The 18,348-nt window shown below is 68.6% G+C and carries 17 protein-coding genes; 5 read left to right on the top strand and 12 right to left on the bottom strand.

From position 1 onward, the window contains the following. Positions 1–76: 76 nt before the first annotated feature. Positions 77–463: a RapZ C-terminal domain-containing protein gene (locus QF030_RS28110; protein ID WP_307165387.1), complete on the bottom strand. Its 387-nt coding sequence runs from the start codon at positions 461–463 to the stop codon at positions 77–79. A 34-nt stretch (positions 464–497) separates the two neighbouring features. After that, positions 498–1,310 carry a DUF4097 family beta strand repeat-containing protein gene (locus tag QF030_RS28105; RefSeq protein ID WP_307165386.1) on the bottom strand — a complete coding sequence of 271 codons (813 nt, stop codon included), beginning with the start codon at positions 1,308–1,310 and terminating at the stop codon, positions 498–500. 496 nt (positions 1,311–1,806) lie between these two features. On the opposite strand from QF030_RS28105, the gene QF030_RS28100 reads away from it, so the two are divergent. Together QF030_RS28100 and QF030_RS28095 are read left to right on the top strand one after the other, a co-directional pair. Then, positions 1,807–2,574, top strand: coding sequence for a helix-turn-helix domain-containing protein (locus QF030_RS28100; RefSeq protein WP_307165385.1), 768 nt, complete (start codon positions 1,807–1,809; stop codon positions 2,572–2,574). Continuing rightward, positions 2,574–3,047 carry an NUDIX domain-containing protein gene (locus QF030_RS28095; RefSeq protein ID WP_307165384.1) on the top strand — a complete coding sequence of 158 codons (474 nt, stop codon included), beginning with the start codon at positions 2,574–2,576 and terminating at the stop codon, positions 3,045–3,047. Before QF030_RS28100 ends, QF030_RS28095 begins: the two co-directional genes overlap by 1 nt. On the opposite strand, the gene QF030_RS28090 is transcribed toward QF030_RS28095, so the two are convergent. Together QF030_RS28090 and QF030_RS28085 are read right to left on the bottom strand one after the other, a co-directional pair. After that, a complete protein-coding gene (locus QF030_RS28090; RefSeq protein WP_307165383.1) occupies positions 3,035–3,604 on the bottom strand; it encodes an HD domain-containing protein in 570 nt (189 codons plus the stop codon). The genes QF030_RS28095 and QF030_RS28090 overlap by 13 nt on opposite strands. Positions 3,605–3,615: 11 nt before the next feature. After that, a complete protein-coding gene (locus QF030_RS28085; protein ID WP_307165382.1) occupies positions 3,616–4,062 on the bottom strand; it encodes a GntR family transcriptional regulator in 447 nt (148 codons plus the stop codon). A 216-nt stretch (positions 4,063–4,278) separates the two neighbouring features. On the opposite strand from QF030_RS28085, the gene QF030_RS28080 reads away from it, so the two are divergent. Then, positions 4,279–5,592, top strand: a complete 1,314-nt coding sequence (locus QF030_RS28080; RefSeq protein ID WP_307165381.1) for a hypothetical protein — start codon at positions 4,279–4,281, stop codon at positions 5,590–5,592. 288 nt (positions 5,593–5,880) lie between these two features. On the opposite strand, the gene QF030_RS28075 is transcribed toward QF030_RS28080, so the two are convergent. The 6 genes from QF030_RS28075 to QF030_RS28050 form a co-directional block, all read right to left on the bottom strand. Beyond that, positions 5,881–6,939 (bottom strand): HNH endonuclease, encoded by a 1,059-nt coding sequence (locus QF030_RS28075; protein ID WP_307165380.1) that lies wholly within the window; start codon positions 6,937–6,939, stop codon positions 5,881–5,883. Positions 6,940–7,510: 571 nt separating this feature from the next. Beyond that, positions 7,511–8,764 carry a styrene monooxygenase/indole monooxygenase family protein gene (locus tag QF030_RS28070; protein WP_307165379.1) on the bottom strand — a complete coding sequence of 418 codons (1,254 nt, stop codon included), beginning with the start codon at positions 8,762–8,764 and terminating at the stop codon, positions 7,511–7,513. Positions 8,765–8,788: 24 nt separating this feature from the next. Beyond that, on the bottom strand, positions 8,789–9,433 hold the full coding sequence (locus QF030_RS28065; protein ID WP_307165378.1) for a GTP-binding protein: 645 nt from the start codon (positions 9,431–9,433) through the stop codon (positions 8,789–8,791). Continuing rightward, a complete protein-coding gene (locus tag QF030_RS28060; protein ID WP_307165377.1) occupies positions 9,414–9,851 on the bottom strand; it encodes a DUF742 domain-containing protein in 438 nt (145 codons plus the stop codon). Before QF030_RS28060 ends, QF030_RS28065 begins: the two co-directional genes overlap by 20 nt. Further along, positions 9,848–10,351: a roadblock/LC7 domain-containing protein gene (locus QF030_RS28055; RefSeq protein WP_307165376.1), complete on the bottom strand. Its 504-nt coding sequence runs from the start codon at positions 10,349–10,351 to the stop codon at positions 9,848–9,850. The genes QF030_RS28060 and QF030_RS28055 overlap by 4 nt, the downstream gene beginning before the upstream one ends. After that, positions 10,348–13,200: a sensor histidine kinase gene (locus tag QF030_RS28050; RefSeq protein WP_307165375.1), complete on the bottom strand. Its 2,853-nt coding sequence runs from the start codon at positions 13,198–13,200 to the stop codon at positions 10,348–10,350. Before QF030_RS28050 ends, QF030_RS28055 begins: the two co-directional genes overlap by 4 nt. Before the next feature lie 368 nt (positions 13,201–13,568). Here QF030_RS28050 and QF030_RS28045 point away from each other — a divergent pair, with 368 nt between their 5' ends. After that, on the top strand, positions 13,569–14,360 hold the full coding sequence (locus QF030_RS28045) for a hypothetical protein (protein WP_307165374.1): 792 nt from the start codon (positions 13,569–13,571) through the stop codon (positions 14,358–14,360). A gap of 33 nt (positions 14,361–14,393) precedes the next feature. Here QF030_RS28045 and QF030_RS28040 read toward each other — a convergent pair whose 3' ends face one another. Both QF030_RS28040 and lon read right to left on the bottom strand, forming a co-directional pair. Beyond that, positions 14,394–14,894, bottom strand: coding sequence for a MarR family winged helix-turn-helix transcriptional regulator (locus QF030_RS28040; RefSeq protein ID WP_307167717.1), 501 nt, complete (start codon positions 14,892–14,894; stop codon positions 14,394–14,396). A gap of 168 nt (positions 14,895–15,062) precedes the next feature. Beyond that, complete coding sequence (gene lon / locus QF030_RS28035; protein ID WP_307165373.1) at positions 15,063–17,477, bottom strand: endopeptidase La; 2,415 nt, start codon at positions 17,475–17,477, stop codon at positions 15,063–15,065. A gap of 190 nt (positions 17,478–17,667) precedes the next feature. Here lon and QF030_RS28030 point away from each other — a divergent pair, with 190 nt between their 5' ends. Continuing rightward, a complete protein-coding gene (locus tag QF030_RS28030; RefSeq protein WP_307165372.1) occupies positions 17,668–18,324 on the top strand; it encodes a GNAT family N-acetyltransferase in 657 nt (218 codons plus the stop codon). Positions 18,325–18,348: the final 24 nt, after the last annotated feature.

Raw genomic sequence — 18,348 nt, 5'->3', positions numbered from 1 at the left:
GCGCGGGGCGGTCGGCTGTCCTGTCCGGGAGTGCGACCGCCCCGCGAGGTGGTGTTTGTACGGGGGCCGAAGGCGTCTAGCGCTCGACGACGGGCTTGGCGAGGTCGCGGTGTTGCACCCGTACCGTCAGGCCGTTCGCCCGCAGGTGCACGGCGAGGTGATCAGCGAAGGTCGGGGCGCGGTGGCGACCACCGGCGCATCCGTCGGCGACGACGACCGGTCCGGCGCTGGGACCGGAGCGGAACGCGCTGACCGCTCGCGCGGTCGCCGTGACCAGCTCCGGGATGCCCGGGGTGTTCATCACCGCGACGCGCACCGAAGTGTCATGGGCGGTCATGTAGCGCAATTCCGGCGACACGTGAGGGTCGCGGAAGTGGTGGCGCAGGTCGATGGTCAGGTGTGCGGCGGGCGGCTGTCCGTGCAGGTAGCCGAACGAAACGATCTCAACATCGAAGTCGGACACGACTGCTCCTGTCGCAGGTCGGCGGGGGCGGGTGCTAGCTGATCTGCACGTGGCCGCTGGTCACCCGGCGGCGGACGTTCAGGTGTCCGGCGCCGGTGACGCGGACGCTGCCGGAGGTGGCGTTCACGGACAGACGGCCCGTGGCCTGCGCGGTCGCGGCCATGCGAACGCTGCCGGAGGTGAGGTTCAGCCGGGCGTCGTGGCCGCTGTAGGCGCCGACGTTGACGCTGCCGGACGTGAGGTTGATGTTCAGCGGGCCGCTCACCTCGCCGACGATGACGCTGCCGCTGGTGACCACGGCTTCCAGGTCGCCGACCCGCTCAGCGGTCAGCACTCCGGAGGTGCCGTCGTACTCCAGCCGCGCCAGCGTGCCCGTGACGACGGTGTTCGCACTGTGCGTGCTGATCGCGGCCACCGACCGCGCGGGCAGGTGGACGACGGCGCTGATCGGCGTCACCGCGTCCCCGGCCGGGCCGGTGGCGGTGACCTCGCGGCCGTTGACGAACACCTTGCCGCCGCCGTGGCCGGTGATGTGGACGTTGCCGTTGATGATCTGCACGCCGTTGCCGCCGGAGAACGTCATGGTGTTGCCGCCCACGCGGATGGTGGTGCTGCCGCCCACGCCGCCGGCAACGTCCGGGACACGGACCCTGAGGTTCTGCCCGATGATGCTGACGGTGGTGTCGCGGATCGCGTCGGCCGACGGGCCGGAGACGGCCTCCGTCGTCAGCACCATGCGCGCCTGCTTCAGCGCGGGGTCGACGACGACGCGGATACTGCCGGTGTTCATCGTCAGATCCAGGGCGATCGGGCCGACGACGTCCACGGGGATGATGCGCTCGGTCATGGAAGAACTCCTGACTACGTCGGGATGGGAGACCATGCGCGGCGGGCTGTCCTGTCCGGGAGTGCCGCCGCGCCGGAAACGCGCCACCGCTGCGAAGCAGCGGGGCGGTAGTGCGAGGTCCTGCGCTGTCTCCTTCGGGAACACGGGCTCCCGTTTTAGGCGTATGGAGACGTGACCTTTCGGTCTGAGCCCTCCGGTTGACCAGGGGTCCGGGTCCCTCGGCCCGTTCTGTCCCGGGCCCCTTGTCATGCGCTCGTGCGAGCCGCTGAGGCGACCCGAACAAGAGGAACATGTATTACGTGTTCCTCATCTTGCAGAGAGGTGTTCGCTCCGTCAAGCCCTTCGGTTGTTTGGACTTCGGCGAGCCCCTCGTGCTCGATGTACCTACAGCCTGGCGTCGACGACGCCGACACTCGACTTCGCGGCTGTACGACCTGAGTCGTTCTTGGTTAGCGTGAAGTCGTACCAAGTCGTCTCAACAAGACGGAGGTTGGGCGTGGCGAACGAACGGCTGCGCGGCGCGATAGTGGACTTGGGCCTGACGCTCGATGAAGTCGCCGAACGACTCGGGGTCGCGTCCAAGACGGTCGAACGGTGGATCAACGACCCTGAGCGCAAGCCCTATCGACGCTTCCAGTTCGCAACGGCATCGCTGTTGAAGTGTGAAGTGTCGTACCTGTGGCCGGACGAACGCACGTCAGCCGAGGTCGCAGCCGCCGGCCACGCCGAGTTGGTCAGGCTCTATCCACACCGGTCCGTTGTGATGCAAACCCTCTGGACGAACCTCTACTCCAGGGCGACCCGTCAGTTTGACCTGCTGGTGTACTCCGGGTTCTGGCTCACGGAAGACGCAACGTTCCACCGGATCGTGAAGGAGAAGTCAGCCGACGGAGTGCCGATCCGCTTCATGCTGGGTGCGCCCATGTCGCCGGCCGTGGCGGTACGCGGCGAGGACGAAGGGATCGGCGCGGCGATGGCAGGCAAGATCCGGAACGCCCTCATCAACTACGGCCCGCTCTTCGGTCTCCCCGGGGTGGAGTTCCGGCTGCACAGCACAACCCTCTACAACTCGATCTACCGGGCCGATGACGAGATGCTGGCGAACGGGCACCTCTACGGCGTCGGCGCCTACATGGCACCCGTGTTGCACCTGCGACGCGTACCCGGCGGGGAACTCTTCGACGCCTACGCTGAGAGCGTTGAGAAGGTATGGGAATCGGCCCGCCCGATCTCATCGCCTGCCGATTGGGAAGGCATTGCCTGATGAGCCGCATCGACTACTTCCGCGACCCGAACGCCCCTCAGGCCAACTCGGTGGTGCCTTCGGTCACTGCGGTCGTCCGAGACGACGCGGGGCGTTTGCTGCTCATCCACAAGACGGACAACGATCTGTGGGCACTGCCGGGCGGTGGCCATGACATCGGCGAGCGCATCGCAGACACGGTCGTTCGTGAGGTCCTGGAAGAGACCGGTATCGACGTTGAGGTCGACAACATCGCCGGGCTCTACACCGACCCTCAACACGTGTTGGCGTACGACGACGGCGAGGTCCGGCAGCAGTTCTCCATCTGCTTCCGGGCCCATCCAGTCGGCGGGACCCTGCGCACAAGCAGCGAATCGAAAGAGGTCCGCTGGATTGATCCGGCGGACCTTGACGGGCTGGACATCCACCCTTCGATGATGCTGCGTATCCGGCACGGTCTCGATGACGCGCGGCGAGAGCCCTACATCGGCTGACCACCAACGGAGGCTTCCGCCATCCGTCCCCCGACACGCTTCGACGCTGCATGGATCTCGGGGGCCGCTCGTTGAATGAAGCGGCCGACGATCGTGTCCGGGCCGTATCGCTGCACGATCTCATCCAGCCGCTCAGCCGGCGTCGTCTGTGTCCCGTCCGGCGTCGTCGTCATGTCGCAGTAGAGCAAGGCGTCGACCAGGTCAGGGCGCTCTAGGGCGAACTCGCCCTCCAGCTCCGGTCGAAGTCCCCGTTCCTCCGCTTCCAACAAGGCACAGGAGTGATGCGCCACAAGACGAACAACCCGTTCGTCCGCGCCTTCCTGATCTCTGAGGAACCGTGCGCCGTCCAAGGGGTGGAAGCCCGTGGTGGCGATGGCCGGTGAGTAGCCGATGTCATGCAGCACGGCGGCGGCTTCCAGCAACTCCGCATCGCGTCCCAGGATCGGACTCAGGGAGCGAGCACGCTTGGCGACCCCAAGTGAGTGTGCCCACCGGCGCGGGAGCGGATCGGAAAGCAGCGATTCAGAGAGCGTGTACGCCCACTCAGTCAGTCCCATGACGGCCAAGACTACGGCCGGGTGGCGGGAGTCGGGAGAGCGCGCACGGTGCGACCCTTGCCATGCACAGTGGCAAGCAGACCGTTTCCCTCCATCTGCGCCAGAACACGACGCACGGCGGTCCGGGAAGCGCCGAACCGCTCACACAGCTTCGCTTCGGACGGGTACACGTCTCCCACTGAGAGTGAGTCCTCTTTGACCACGTCCGTCATGCGCTCCGCGAGAGACCGCCGATCGCCTCCCCGGACCACGCGCCACCCAATGCCGGGAGCAGACTCGACAACCCCGTCAGCTTCAAGAACCTTGAGCGCACGTCGGATCGTGTTCCGGGAGACGCTGTGCGAGTCCATCAGGTCGGCCTCTGACGGCAGAGTGTCGCTGCCTTGCTCCGCCTGAATCTCGTTGCGCAGCATCTCCGCAATGACCAGGTAGGTCCCGCGCGGACTGGCCTCCGGCACTTCGACTCCTCTCGCGTTGCTCCGTCGCTCACTACCAAGGATCCCACGGGCGTACTCTCACGCAGTCGATACGCCCAGAGCAACCCACCATCATACGCACCGCGTTCGACTTTCCCTAACCTGCTGCACGCCGCGCTTTCGCCAGCCAGAATGCTTCTACAGGGAATTCGGAAGAGCGCCTGCATGACGATACTTCTCCAGGCATAAAGGACGGACATGAACGCACACCCAAAAGTCGACGAAAGATCCATTCTGGGCGGGCTCAGGCGAGTATTCCTTGCCGCTCCCGGAAACGTAGGCGGCGACTTCATCCTCCGAGACCCCATCCGACTATCCGACGGAAAATCAATCAATGGCGCAGACAGTACAGAAATCGCCGGAATGATCACTCGCCTCAATCAGGCGAAATCAAAGACCGAGAGCTCTTTTCAGTGGGAAAGTGAAGCGGAATTTTCTCTAGTCTCACTTAGCCCATTTAGTGCATTTGACAGAATTTTCGACGATACAACATTCCCAGGGCAGGGTGAAAATCCCGTAACTTTCAAGGTCGGCAGACCCTCCCGAGAATTTGCCGCCTATCTACTGTGCGCTGCTACCCAAAATTCTGTTTCCGCGACACCTGCGGCATCCGTGAGGCAAAGAGCAATCATGCGCCGGGCGGCAGCACTAGGCATTGACCGAATCTCGGCAAACCGTTCAACCGCAGAGACGGCCTCACTGTTTGACGTGGTTGCCGAGGGCCTGCGCGCTACCACATTGCGAATCACTGCCGCCAAAAGCCATTCAGACTTCGAGACTCTTGCCAACTCGTTCCTATTCCATGCCGCCTACAATACGGATGCGGCAGCCCGCATCGGCCTAGAGCCAATGTTTCGAACTCAGTCCATCCAACGCGTGCGGAGGAATCAAAACGGTTCGTTTGACGGCCCTAGGCAAACCTACGATGCAGACTTGGTGCACCACTACCTCATGGGCGTAGCCGCAGAAATCCCGCTACTGGAATATCTATCCTACTATCACATCGCCGAGCACTTTTTTGAGAAAGTATTCAACGAAGATTTGGTGAACCAGGTTCGATCGGGAATCATCGATCCATCTTTCTCTGCACGCCGAAACAAGGATATCCAGTCCATCATCCGAATCGTCACCAAAGTACAGCGTCAAGTCAAGGATGAGGGCGGAGTGAACGAGCAGAGAGCGCTACAACTGGCACTCAATCGATTCGTTAACATTCCTCGCCTAGTAGCCGATCTAGACGCCTACGACTCCAGCCTGATCGACTACTATGCCAATAACGATGTCCCCTTTGCCGGCGCGAGCAAAGTAAATATTCGAATGCATGACGAAGAGGGAGTGCGAGACGCAATCGCAAAGAGAATTTACAAGGTCAGGAATGCCCTGGTGCACGCCAAGGAAGGCGAGTTGCCAAAATATGCACCGTTCGCCCACGATGAAGAGCTTGCTCGCGAGATTCCTCTAATGCGTTTTGCGGCCGAACAGATTGTCATTGCACGCGGCAAGGTTCTTTAGTCCTCTGGCGGGCCGTCCCGTTCAGCACCGATCATTGTCCTGGTCTTTGTCCAGTGCGCCGACGGACGCCACAGTTCACCACCGTACGCACACCCCTCTGACCTGCCCCACGAACCCCTGCGAACGCCCCCGTACGGCCCTACGCACAGTTGGAAAGCGTGTTGGGGGGCGCCCCCTAGCGAGTTCCACCAGCCCAGAGTGCCGGCGTGGTCCGGCACTCTGGCGTTAGTCCGTCTGTTCGCGGCCGGACCCCGTCCGCCGGGGGAAGGAACGCATGCTGGACATCGCTCAGGCGGTAAGGGGGCGCGTGTCGGCCGCCTCCAGCCGCGGCCTCGGCACCGCCGCTGGCATAACCCGGGCATGCTCCTGCACCAACGCACGCAGTTCTGCCGGCGTGGGCCACGGCGCGCAGCGGTGAATCATGCGGTGGCAGTTCGAGCAGATCAGGGCGAGGTCTGCCAGCTTTGTCGTGCCTTCCCCTGCCTCATGGAGCGGCACCACGTGATGGCACTCGATGTAGCCCTGCCCGCGCTCGCCGTAGACCGCGCTGAAGTCGAAGTCACACACTTCGCAGGCCAGGATGCCGCCCTTTTTGAGGACAGCAGCGATCTTCTTCGCACGGAGCGCCTTGTTCCGTTCGCGTGTGCGGTGGCGGCGGTACAGCACACGCCCCTCCGGTGCGCTGACCTCATCGTCATCGGTGTCGTCATTCTCGGGCAGCACGGGCTGAAGAGTCCCGGAGCGCAACCCCTCGCGCAGCAGTGCCGCGGCCCGCGCCATCTCCGCCGGGCGCTCAAGAAACTCGTGCAACACCTCACGGTCCAGCTGCCCGCCGTTCGTCGGGGTGCCCTGGTAGTCGGGGTGGAAGCTGGCAATGTTGAGCGTCTTGAAGGCGGCACCGTTGCAGTTGCGGTACTCAGCTGCGCGCTCCTCCGGAGGATAGGCGCCCAGAAGTTGAAGGAGTTCGGACAGCTCCCCGATGCGCGGGTCAGAGGCAGACAAGCCGTGCCAGTCGTTCCGCGCGACGACGTCACAAGCGAGGATCAGTTCGTCGCGCGTCCACTTCGGGCTGCGCGATACACCGATCCTGAACCCTTCGCGCTTGAGCCAGTCAACAGCGTGGCCTACACCTCCACTTAGCTCTTTCCAGGTGAGGGGCCTGCCGTGCTGGTGCTTGTGAGCTACGGCCGCGATGGCCTTGGAATCGTACTCCTTGCCATCGTGCAGGATGAGGAACTTCCTGGCCTCTTTGAAGCCGTACAGGCTGAGGAACGCCGGTCCCCCCAGCTCGTCGTACTCCTGCATGGTCTGTAGAACGTCGTCTCGCGAGATGGCTCCCTTTTCCATGGCTGAAGCCTACGGTCCGGCTATGACAGCATGCTCAGAACTGCACTTCGTATCGCGGCAGCCGAACGGCCGTATACCGTCTCGCGGTTCCGCATCCTTGCGAGCCTGTACGCAGCCCGCCCACGCGAACTAAGGCCAGTGGAACGGGTCGTGGTTCACGTGGATGAGCGTTGACATAGTCGCCGACCCCGACGTACCGGATGCTGTACTCGGCTTCCCTGAGTACACCGCGTCCGTCTCAGTTTCCGTCTCGTTCATTGCCGTAAGCGGCCGTCCAGGGCCGTTCAGCCTGCCCCGGGCCGACACAGCGTTTGTACGGGAATGAACCCCGGCGAACGCATCCGGATCACCCCCTGACCAGCCCAGACAAACCTGCCAAGCGAGTTACTCACCTCGACCACACCACTACCCACCTGGCCGGCTCAAAGCAAAGAGCCCCCGGACACAGTGTCCGGGGGCTCTGATCTCGTGTTTGATTGGTGACGCCGGGCCGTCTGTGGGCCGTCCGAGGGCGGCCCGCAACGACCAACAACGACCAACGACGGCCGTCAAGGTGCTGGTCAGGAGACTGTCAGGCTCCAGTCACCGAGGCCAGATAGGCCCCCGTCTTCTCCGGCTCGTAGAAGAAGTTCTCGAAGTCGGCCGGGTCGTTGAAGGCGTTGGCGAAACGATCAGCCACGGGGGGCAGCTGGCCGGCCGCGCCCAGCAGATTGACGATGTGCTCCGGCGGCGGGGCCAGCATGGCGTTGGTCCACTTGGTGACGTGCCGGGCGGTGTCCCAGTACCGGTCGAAGGTGGCGCGCATCCACTCCTCGTCGAACTCCTTCTCGCCGCGCTCGAGGATCGAGGAGAGGTAGGCGGCCGCGCACTTGGACGCCGAGTTGGAGCCCTGACCGGTGATCGGGTCGTTGGCGACGACGACGTCGGCGACGCCGAGCACCAGGCCGCCGCCGGGGAGGCGGCCGACGGGGTTGCGGACGGTGGGCGCGTAGCGGCCCGCCAGGGTGCCTCCCGCGTCGGTCAGTTCGACCTTGGTGGCCCGCGCGTACTCCCAGGGCGTGAACTTCTCCATGAGCCCCAGGGTCAGGGAGAGGTGCTCCGCCGGGTCCTTGACGCCGTTGAAGACGTCCAGCGGGCCGCCGGGTATGCCCTCCCAGAACAGGATGTCCGCGCGGCCGGACGTGGTGAGCGTCGGCATGACGAACAGTTCGCCGACGCCGGGGACCAGGTTGCAGCGGACGGCGTCCAGGTCCGGGTGCTCCGGGCGCGGGCCCAGTCCGTGCACGTAGGCGACGGCGAGGGCGCGCTGCGGCTCGCTGTAGGGGGAGCGCTCCGGGTCGCGACCGAACATCTGGACGAGTTCGCCCTTGCCCGCGGAGACCAGGACCAGGTCGTAGGCGCGGGAGAAGTAGTCGAGGTCGGAGACCGCCGCGCCGTGGATCACCAGCTGGCCGCCGCGCTGGGCGAACGTCTCCATCCAGCCGGCCATCTTCACCCGCTGGTCGACGGACTGCGCGTACCCGTCGAGCCTGCCCAGCCAGTCGATCGCGCGCTGTGTCGGGCCCGGGTCGTGCGAACCGGGGGCCGCCACCGAGACGCCGAGCCCGCCGATCTTCGGGGCCTGCTGCTCCCAGAAGTTCAGCTGGAGGTCGCGCTCGTGCTGGAGGGCGGTGTGGAACATGCACTGCGTCGACATGACCCGGCCGGAGCGGATCTCGTCCGCCGTCCGGTTCGACATCAGGGTGACCTCGTACCCGTGCGACTGGAGGCCGAGGGCGAGCTGGAGACCGGACTGGCCGGCTCCGACGACGAGTATCTTCCGCATGCGGGGAACTCTCCTTGAAGGGCCTTACTCGGGGGTTTCGTCGAGCGCGTGGCCCACCAGGGCCAGGAGGGTCTCGATCACCGAGATCCGGCGCCGCGCATCCATGATCATGACAGGTATGTGCGCGGGGATCGTCAGCGCCTCCCGCACGTCGGCCGGCTCGAACACCGCGCTGCCGTCGAAGTGGTTGACGGCGACGACGTACGGCAGCCCGCAGCTCTCGAAGTAGTCCAGCGCCGGGAAGCAGTCCTTCAGGCGGCGGGTGTCGGCCAGTACGACCGCGCCGATCGCGCCACGCACCAGGTCGTCCCACATGAACCAGAACCGCTGCTGGCCCGGCGTACCGAACAGGTAGAGCACCAGGTCGTCGTCGAGGGTGAGCCGGCCGTAGTCCATGGCGACCGTGGTGGTGACCTTCTCCGGGGTCCCGGTGAGGTCGTCGGTCTCCTCGCTGGCCTCGGTCATCAGCGCCTCCGTCTGGAGGGGCTCGATCTCCGAGACGGTGCCCACGAGGGTCGTCTTGCCGACGCCGAAACCGCCCGCCACCACGATCTTCGTGGCGATGGGGGCACGGGTGCGGTCCGTCTGCCAGGGCTGCAGGGGCTCGTCGGGCTCGGCCTCGACGAGGGGGGAGACGCCACGAGCGGCGTCAGAGACGACGGAGTCCACTCAGCACCCTTTCCAGCAGAGCGCGGTCGGGACGGCCCGTACCGTGAGCGGTACCGGTGCCGTACACACGGATCTTTCCCTGGTCCGCGAGGTCACTGAGGAGCACCCGGACCACGCCGAGCGGCATCTTCAGCAGCGCGGCGATCTCGGCCACCGTGCGCATACGGCGGCACAGTTCGACGATGGCCCGCAGTTCCGGCATGACCGTGGGCTTGAGGGATCCTCCCCCGAAGGTCAGTTCCTTGCGTTCCTCGGGGGCTTCGAGGGCCGCCACGAAGGTCTCCACCAGCAGGACGTGCCCGAAGCGGGTACGGCCACCGGTGAGCGAGTACGGGCGCACCCGGGCCGGCTTGCGGTCGCCGCCCCGCACGGGCAGCTGCTGCCGGCCGCGCTGGGGCTGCTTCGGAACGGCGCTCATCGCAGGCCCCCCGGTTCCTCGGACTCCAGTGACTGCCGTAGCTCACTGCGCAGTTCGGGGGTCAGGACGTGTCCGGCACGACCGACGAAGAGGGCCATGTGATAGGCCACCACGCTCATGTCGCAGTCGGCGGAGCCGTGCACTCCGAGGAGCGAACCGTCGCTGATCGACATGACGAAGAGGCTGCCCTCGTCCATGGCGACCATGGTGTGCCTGACCCCGCCGAAGGCCATCAGCTTGGCGGCGCCGATGGTGAGGCTGCCGATGCCGGAGACGATGGTGGCGAGATCGGCGGAGGAGCCACGCGGGCCGGAGGGTTTCGCCTCGCGGGCCTCGCGGGCCTCGAGGTTGCGGCCCGGGTCCGAGGACAGCAGGAGCAGGCCGTCCGAGGAGACGACGGCGACGGACTGGATGCCGGGCACCTCCTCCACGAGGTTGGTCAACAGCCAGTGCAGGTTTCGGGCTTCACTGCTCAGTCCGAAGGTACTGGGCGCGGTCAACTGCTTGCCTCCTCGACTGTGCCCCCCGTGCTTTCTTCGGCGTGTGCGCGTGCTTCTTGAGTTGTTTTTCGAGTTGCTCCGGTGGACGGGACCTGGTTCTGGCCCGTCCGTTCGGCGATTTCGGCTTCCACGTCGCGGTAGCCGGCCTCCGCCCCCCGGCGGAAACCGCCCAGACGGCGGCGGAGGGCGTCCGCGTCGACGGAACCGGTCCGCTGGCGCGGGGCTTGGCTGGGTGCGGTGATCTTGGGGGTGCGCTTCGGGAGGCCCTTGTCCGTGACGAGCTCTTCCGGGGCGTCCGGTGTGCGGGCGTGCTCCGCCTCGGCCTCGCCCGCGGCGGGTTCGCCGTCGGCGGGTCCGCCGTCGATGAGTTCACCATCGGCGGGTTCGCCGCCGGGTGCGGGTGGGACCGGTGGGGTGTGCCCGCCGTCGGGTGCGGCAGGGTCGGGGGCGAGGAGGTCGGTGGCGCTCCGCTCCCCCGCCCCGTCGGTGGCCGCCGCTTCTCCTGCTTCCTCGCCCTGCGGGTTCGGCAGCAGCAGTTCCATCGTCGTCTCGGCCGGTGTCTCGGCCGGGAGGTGCTCCGGAGCCGGCGCGGGCGTTCCTGCCGGGGCCTCCGTCTGCCGTACCGCCTTCTCCGCCAGCGCGACCAGCGGGTCCGCGGGCTTCGTACGGCCCGGCAGGACGTTGGAGTTGGCCTCCGCGGTCGCCCCCGGCAGCGAGAAGGACTGGGGCGTGGCCGCCGGGTTCGTCATCGGGATCGCGGCGGCCGGGGCCGCGGCGAGGAGCGTGGCCGGCAGGACGACGACCGCCGCCACCCCGCCCTGCTTCTGCTCGCGCAGCCGCACCCGCGCCCCGTGTCGGTGGGCGAGCCTGGCCACCACGAACAGGCCGAGGCCGAGACCCTCCTCGCCCTCCTGGTCGTACGGCGTCTCGGGGTCGAACTCGGCGAGGCGGGCGTTGAGGCGGCTCATCCGGTCCTCGGCCATGCCGATGCCCTCGTCCTGGACGGAGAGCATGACCTCGCCGTTCTCCAGGAGCCAGCCGGAGACCTCGACGGGCAGGTCGGGCGGGGAGAACGAGGTGGCGTTCTCCATGAGTTCGGCCAGCAGGTGGGAGAGGTCGTCCGCGGCGAATCCGGCCACGTGCGCGTGCGGCGGAAGCGCGGAGATGCGCACCCGCTCGTACCGCTCGATCTCACTGACCGCCGCGCGGACGACGTCCACCAGCGGGATCGGTCCCGCGTGCTGCTGGACGTGTTCCGTGCCGGCCAGCACCAGCAGGTTCTCGCTGTGGCGGCGCATGACGGTGGCGAAGTGGTCGAGCTTGAAGAGCGTGGCCAGCCGGTCGGGGTCCTGCTCGCGCTCCTCCAGCCCCTCGATGACGGCCAGTTGCCGTTCGACGAGGCCGAGGGTGCGCAGGGCGAGGTTGACGAAGGTGCCGCCGATGCTGTCCCGCAGCCCGGCGAGCTGAGCGGCGGAGTCGGCGAGTTCGGTGCGCAGTTCCTCGCGGGCGTCGGCCATCCGCTGACGCTGACCGACGAGGTGTTTGCGGTCGGACTCCAGGGTGCCGACGCGCTCGTGGAGCGCCACGGCGTGCTCGTGCAGGGCGTTGACGGAGCGGACGACCTGGGCGAACTCGTCGTTGCGGCCGGTGAACCGGACCGGTTCCTCCGCCGCCGGGTGCTCGGCCTCCGCCAGTCGCGCCGACCCCCGGCGCAGGACGGACAGCGGGCGGGTGAGGCTGCGTGCCATGCCCGTCGCGACCACGACCGCCAGCAGCATCAGGGCCCCGAGGAGGGTGACGCGCAGCTCCAGGTCGGTGACGTCGTCGTCGCGCAGCCGGGAGAGGTCCTCGACGCGATGGCCGTACAGCGAGGACTCGGCCCCGCGCATCAGGTCGACCCGGGCGGAGAGCGCGGCGTCGAGCTTCTTGACGCTGGTGTCGAGTTCGCCGTCGCTCAGCTTCGGCTGGTCGGTGAGGGAGGCGAGGTAGGCCTCGGCCGTGTCGACGTCTCCGCCGGTGACCGTGGAGTCGTACGCGGCCACCGCCTCCTGCGGCGCGCCCTCCCGGAAGTCCGCGAGGGCCGCGTCGGAGCGCAGCCGGGCCTGCTGCGCTGCGGCGGTGAGCGCGTTGCGCTGCTTGGTGTCGGCGTCCGAGGAGACCTTCTCGGTGACCGACCGCCCGGTGACGGGGTCGTACGCGGTCTCCGTACCCGTCGGCACGTTCAGTGCCGCGAGCAGCAGTCCCCGGGTCGCGGAGGCCTGCTGGACGACGGTGTCGAGTTCGGCGAGGGCGTAGGCGCCGGAGCCCGCGCGGGGCGGCATCTCCTCGGCCAGCCGGTCGACGAGCACATGGAGCGCGGCGATGGCGCCGGAGTACGCCTCGTGCGCCTGGAGCGCCGTGCTCTTGCCGGTGAGGGCGGACTGGCGCACGGACGGCACGGAGCCGAGGGCCTCGCGCAGCGCCTCGGAGACCTCCGTCCCGGTGGTCAGCTCGCGCGCCTGGCGGTCCACCCGGGCGCTGCCCTGGGTGGAGGGCGCCTTGGACTTCACCCGGCCGGCCGCCACGTAGGTGGTGACCTCGTCGCGCTCGTCCGCCAGGGACTGGGCGAGGGCGAGGGCGTCCTGGGTCTGTTCGGCCAGGGTGACCAGGTCCTGGGAGTCCTTCAGCTGCCCGGAGGCGGCGAGGATCGAGGGGGCGCCCGCCCCGGCTACGGCGGCGGCCACGACGGCCACCGCGACGATCAGCCGGTTGCGCACATGGGTCGGACGGCCCTTGCCGACGGGGGTGCGCTCCGCGCCCCCCTCGGAGGCCGTCTGCCTGCCTGTACGCCGAGGCCGCGTCTTCTGCACCGGTGCTCGCATTCCTGACTCGTGTGCCATGGGCCGGATGTGACGCTCCGTCAACTGGTGCGTACGTCCGGTACGGTTCCCGACCCTCCCAGTGCCGGTGGGCAGGGGCCCCGCATCGCTTGCCCCGCCACCCGAAGGAGTGAACATCGGAGGGGAGTTGGCGGGCAAGTTTCTCCGGTGTGCGCAGCGCCCGCGCGCGGCAGGCCGGTTGGACGTGGGCGGCGGGCTTTGACAGTATTCGCCGCCACGTCTTCCCGGAGTGCTTCAATCCTACCCAAATCAGGCGTCTGACCTGCGGAGCTACGTCAATTCCGGGAAGGGTGCCAGCCTTTTGCGAACGCTGTGAAGGGGTCGTGCAGACTGACCGGATGCGTACGGAACTTGTGTCGGAGGCCGGCGATCGGGCCCGCCCCAACGAGGACTTCGCGAGTATCGGACTTCCCGCCTCCGGACAGGGCGGTTCGCTCGTCCTGCTGGACGGGGTGACGCCGCCGCCGGGCGGCGCCGGCTGTCTGCACTCGGTCCCGTGGTTCACCGCGCGGCTCGGCGGCGCCCTGACCGAACTGACCGTTTCCCTCCCGGATGTTCCGTTGGCCGAGGCGCTCGCCCGCGCCATCGCGCGTACCGCCGGGGCCCATGCGGACACCTGTGACCTTTCTCACCCACGCACCCCTCAGGCCACCGTGGTCCTCGCGCGTTGGTCGCCGCTGACCGTCGAGTACCTGGTCCTGTGCGACGCGACGCTGCTGCTGGCCGCCCCGGACGGCACGGTCACGCCGGTCCGCGACGACCGGCTGGCCCGGCTGCCGCGCGCCCTGCTGCGGAGCGCCGAGGTCGTCGACGGCACGCTCCGTAACAGAGAGGGCGGCTTCTTCACGGCCGCGGCCGACCCCGGTGCGGCCGCCCGGGCGGTCACCGCGAGCGTGCCGCGCGCGGAGGTCCGCTCGCTGGCCGCGCTGTCGGACGGGGCGACCCGCTGGACGGAACTCTTCGGCCAGGGCGACTGGACGGACCTGTTCACCCTCGTCCGCGAGAAGGGTGCGCGGCCGCTGGTGGAACGGGTGCGGGAGCTGGAGCGGGCGGACGACGACGCCGGACGGGTCCTGCTGGGCCGGGCGAAGACGCACGACGACGCGACGGTGGTGTGCGTGGAGCTGTGACGGCGTCGCCGTGCTCCCCCTGACTCGCTCCGGCTACTTCTCCATCCCCCGGTTCAGCTGGTGGAGCAGCCGGGCCAGCTCCGAGACCTCTTGGGGGTCCCAGTCGGAGAAGTGGGTGACGTACCGCTCGCGGCGGGCCTCGCGGACCCGTCTCACCCGGGTGCGCCCCTCCTCGGTGAGGTCGACGAGCCAGGCGCGGCCGTCCGCCGGGTCCGGCTCGCGGGCGACCAGTCCGAGTTGCTCCAGGGCGCGCAGCTGCCGGGACATGGTGGCCTTGCCGACCCCGATGTAGCCGGCGAGTTCCGTGGCGCGCTGACGGCCGCACTCCTCCAGCCGGACGAGGAGCCCGTAGGCGGCGGACTCCAGGTCCGGGTGGACCTCACGGGCCATCTCCCCCTGGTTGGCGCGGGCCCGGCGCAGCAGCACCGTGAGCTCCCGCTCCAGGGACAGGAACTCCCGGTCGCCCTGCTCCACACCACGCGACGACGTGCCGGACCCGCTGTCGCGTCCGTCGCCGTTTGTGTCCTCGTGCACGTCAGCACCCCTGATCTCGCCGGTCGCCGCCATCGGCGCAGCTCCTCAGTATTTCGCAGGCAGCGACCGGCGGCGCTTCCCAGGACCCCGGTGCGGGGCCGGCGGCGGAACCGGGAAGGCCCGGGTCTCCCTCAAGGGACCCGGGCCTTCCGCTTCCGGTCGCGTCCGTCACGCCGCGACCGGAACCTCCGGCGCCGCGCCGTTCGTGGCGGGTGCGAGCGCCAGTTCCAGGACCTGGCGGACATCCGTGACGGCGTGGACGTCCAGCTTGTCCAGCACCTCCGCCGGGACGTCGTCCAGGTCGGGCTCGTTGCGCTTGGGGATCACGACGGTCGTGACACCGGCCCGGTGCGCGGCGAGCAGCTTCTGCTTCACACCGCCGATCGGCAGGACCCGGCCGGTCAGCGAGACCTCGCCGGTCATCGCCACGTCCGTGCGGACGAGGCGGCCGGACAGCAGGGACGCGAGGGCGGTCGTCATCGTGACGCCGGCGCTCGGACCGTCCTTCGGGACCGCGCCCGCCGGGAAGTGGATGTGCACGCCCCGGTCCTTCAGGTCGCCCACCGGCAGTTCCAGTTCGGCGCCGTGGCTGCGCAGGAAGCTGAGCGCGATCTGCGCCGACTCCTTCATCACGTCACCGAGCTGACCGGTCAGGGTCAGGCCCGCCGCGCCGGTCTCCGGGTCGGCCAGCGACGCCTCGACGAAGAGCACGTCACCGCCGGCGCCGGTGACCGCGAGGCCGGTCGCGACCCCGGGCACGGCCGTGCGGCGCTCGGCCGGGTCCTGGGCGGACTCGGGCACGTGGTGCGGCCGGCCGATCAGCGCGCGCAGGTCCTCGTCCCGGATGGTGAACGGCAGCTTCCGCTCGCCCAGTTCGTGCTGGGCGGCGACCTTGCGCAGCAGCCGCGCGATGGACCGCTCCAGGGTGCGCACCCCCGCCTCGCGGGTGTACTCGCCGGCGAGCTTGCGCAGCGCGCTCTCGTCGAGGGTCACCTCGTCCCTGTCCAGGCCGGCCCGCTCCAGCTGGCGCGGGAGCAGGTGGTCGCGGGCGATGACGACCTTCTCGTCCTCGGTGTAGCCGTCGAGGCGGACCAGCTCCATACGGTCGAGCAGCGCCTCCGGGATGGCTTCGAGCACGTTGGCGGTGGCCAGGAAGACCACGTCCGACAGGTCGAGCTCGACCTCCAGGTAGTGGTCGCGGAACGTGTGGTTCTGCGCCGGGTCCAGGACCTCCAGCAGGGCGGCCGCCGGGTCGCCCCGGAAGTCGGATCCCACCTTGTCGATCTCGTCGAGGAGCACCACCGGGTTCAGCGACCCGGCCTCCTTGATCGCCCGCACGATCCGGCCGGGCAGCGCGCCGACGTACGTACGGCGGTGACCGCGGATCTCGGCCTCGTCCCGGACGCCGCCGAGGGCGACCCGGACGAACTTGCGGCCCATGGCGTGCGCGACGGACTCGCCGAGGCTGGTCTTGCCGACCCCGGGCGGGCCGACGAGCGCCAGCACGGCACCGCCGCGCCGGCCGCCCACGACGCCCAGGCCGCGCTCACCGCGCCGCTTGCGCACCGCGAGGTACTCGGTGATCCGCTCCTTCACGTCGTCCAGGCCGGCGTGCTCGGCGTCGAGGACGGAGCGGGCGCCCTGGATGTCGTACCGGTCCTCGGTCCGCTCGTTCCACGGCAGTTCGAGGACGGTGTCCAGCCAGGTGCGGATCCAGGAGCCCTCGGGCGACTGGTCGCTGGACCGCTCCAGCTTGTCGACCTCCTTGAGGGCGGCCTCGCGGACCTTCTCGGGCAGGTCGGCGGCCTCGACACGGGCGCGGTAGTCGTCGGACTCCTCGCCCTCCTGTTCGCCGTTGAGCTCGCGCAGCTCCTTGCGCACGGCCTCGAGCTGGCGCCGCAGCAGGAATTCGCGCTGCTGCTTGTCGACGCCCTCCTGGACGTCCTTGGCGATGGTCTCGGCCACGTCCTGCTCGGCCAGGTGGTCGCGCAGCTGCTGGGTGGCGAGCTTCAGGCGGACCACCGGGTCGGCGGTCTCCAGGAGCTCCACCTTCTGCTCGGTGGTCAGGAACGGCGAGTAACCCGAGTTGTCGGCGAGCGTGGAGACGTCGTCGATGGCCTGGACGCGGTCGACGACCTGCCAGGCGCCGCGCTTGCGCAGCCAGGCGGTGGCGAGCGCCTTGTACTCCTTGACGAGTTCGGCGACATGACCGGGCAGCGGCTCGGGGACGGCCTGGTCGACCCTCGTCCCCTCGACCCACAGGGCCGCGCCGGGCCCGGTGGTGCCCGCGCCGATCTTCACGCGGCCGCGGCCGCGGATCAGCGCGCCCGGGTCGCCGTCGGCCAGCCGGCCGACCTGCTCGACGGTGCCGAGCACACCGGTGCCCGCGTAGGTCCCGTCGACGCGCGGCACCAGGAGTACCTGAGGCTTGCCGGGCGTTGAACGGGCGGCGGCCTCAGCGGCCTCCACCGCGGCCCGCACATCGGTGTCGTTGAGGTCCAGTGGAACCACCATGCCGGGGAGCACGACCTCGTCGTCGAGAGGCAACACGGGCAGGGTGAGTGAGGTGGACAGCGAAGCCATGATCTCCCCTTCGGCAGTCAAGTTGAGCTATGCCGACTCAATGCACCTGAGTCTTCGAATGTTCCCCACCCGAGGGCCCGTTCGCTGTGGGCGATCACGGCTGTTGCGGCGGGCCGCTTCGGACTTACGGTCAGACGTAAGAGGCCAATAAGCGATGAGCCCGTTACGCGGCCGCTTCCAGGGGGTTGTCATGGATCGTTTCGTCCAGGCATGGGTGGACGGGTGGGTCGTGTCGCGGGGGGCCGCTCCACCCGTGGCCGAGTCCTGGGGCTGGACCGTCGACGTGGGGACGCGCACCGATCACGTCACCCGGCATGTGCTCGGCGCCACGAACGACGCGGTGGCGGAGCCGACCGTCCGGAAAGTGGCGGGCGCGGTGACCGGGGCCGGCGTCTGGCTGAAGGTGTTCGCCGACCCGGCGGTGGTCGGGCCCTGGCTGGGTCCCGGCTGGTGGATCGACCCCGAGCCCGGCTTCCTGATGACGGCCCCGCTCCCGGACACCCCGCCCGGCGCCGCCCCCGACGGCTACCGGACCCGCACCTGGTCGCGCGGCGGCGTGACCCGCACCATGGTCGCGGCCCCGGACGGCTCCCTGGCGGCACGCGGGCAGATCGCCCCGACCGGCGCGACGGCGGTCGTCGACCAGATCGAGACCTCCCCCGGCCACCGCCGCCGCGGACTCGGCGCTTTCGTCATGCGGACGCTGCACCGGGCGGCGGCCGAACAGGGCGCCCGCACCGGCGTCCTGGGGGCGACGCCGCAGGGGCGGGCACTGTACGAGTCCCTGGGGTGGCGCGTCGAGTCATCGCTGACCAGCGCGAAGTTCACGGGAGAGACACGGAGGTGACGTCCGGGGGCCCGGAGGGCGCAC

This window comes from Streptomyces rishiriensis, from assembly GCF_030815485.1.
Classification (GTDB): domain Bacteria; phylum Actinomycetota; class Actinomycetes; order Streptomycetales; family Streptomycetaceae; genus Streptomyces; species Streptomyces rishiriensis_A.
The sequence above is the reverse complement of the archived record's forward strand: the minus strand, read 5'-3'. Positions and strand labels throughout refer to the sequence as shown.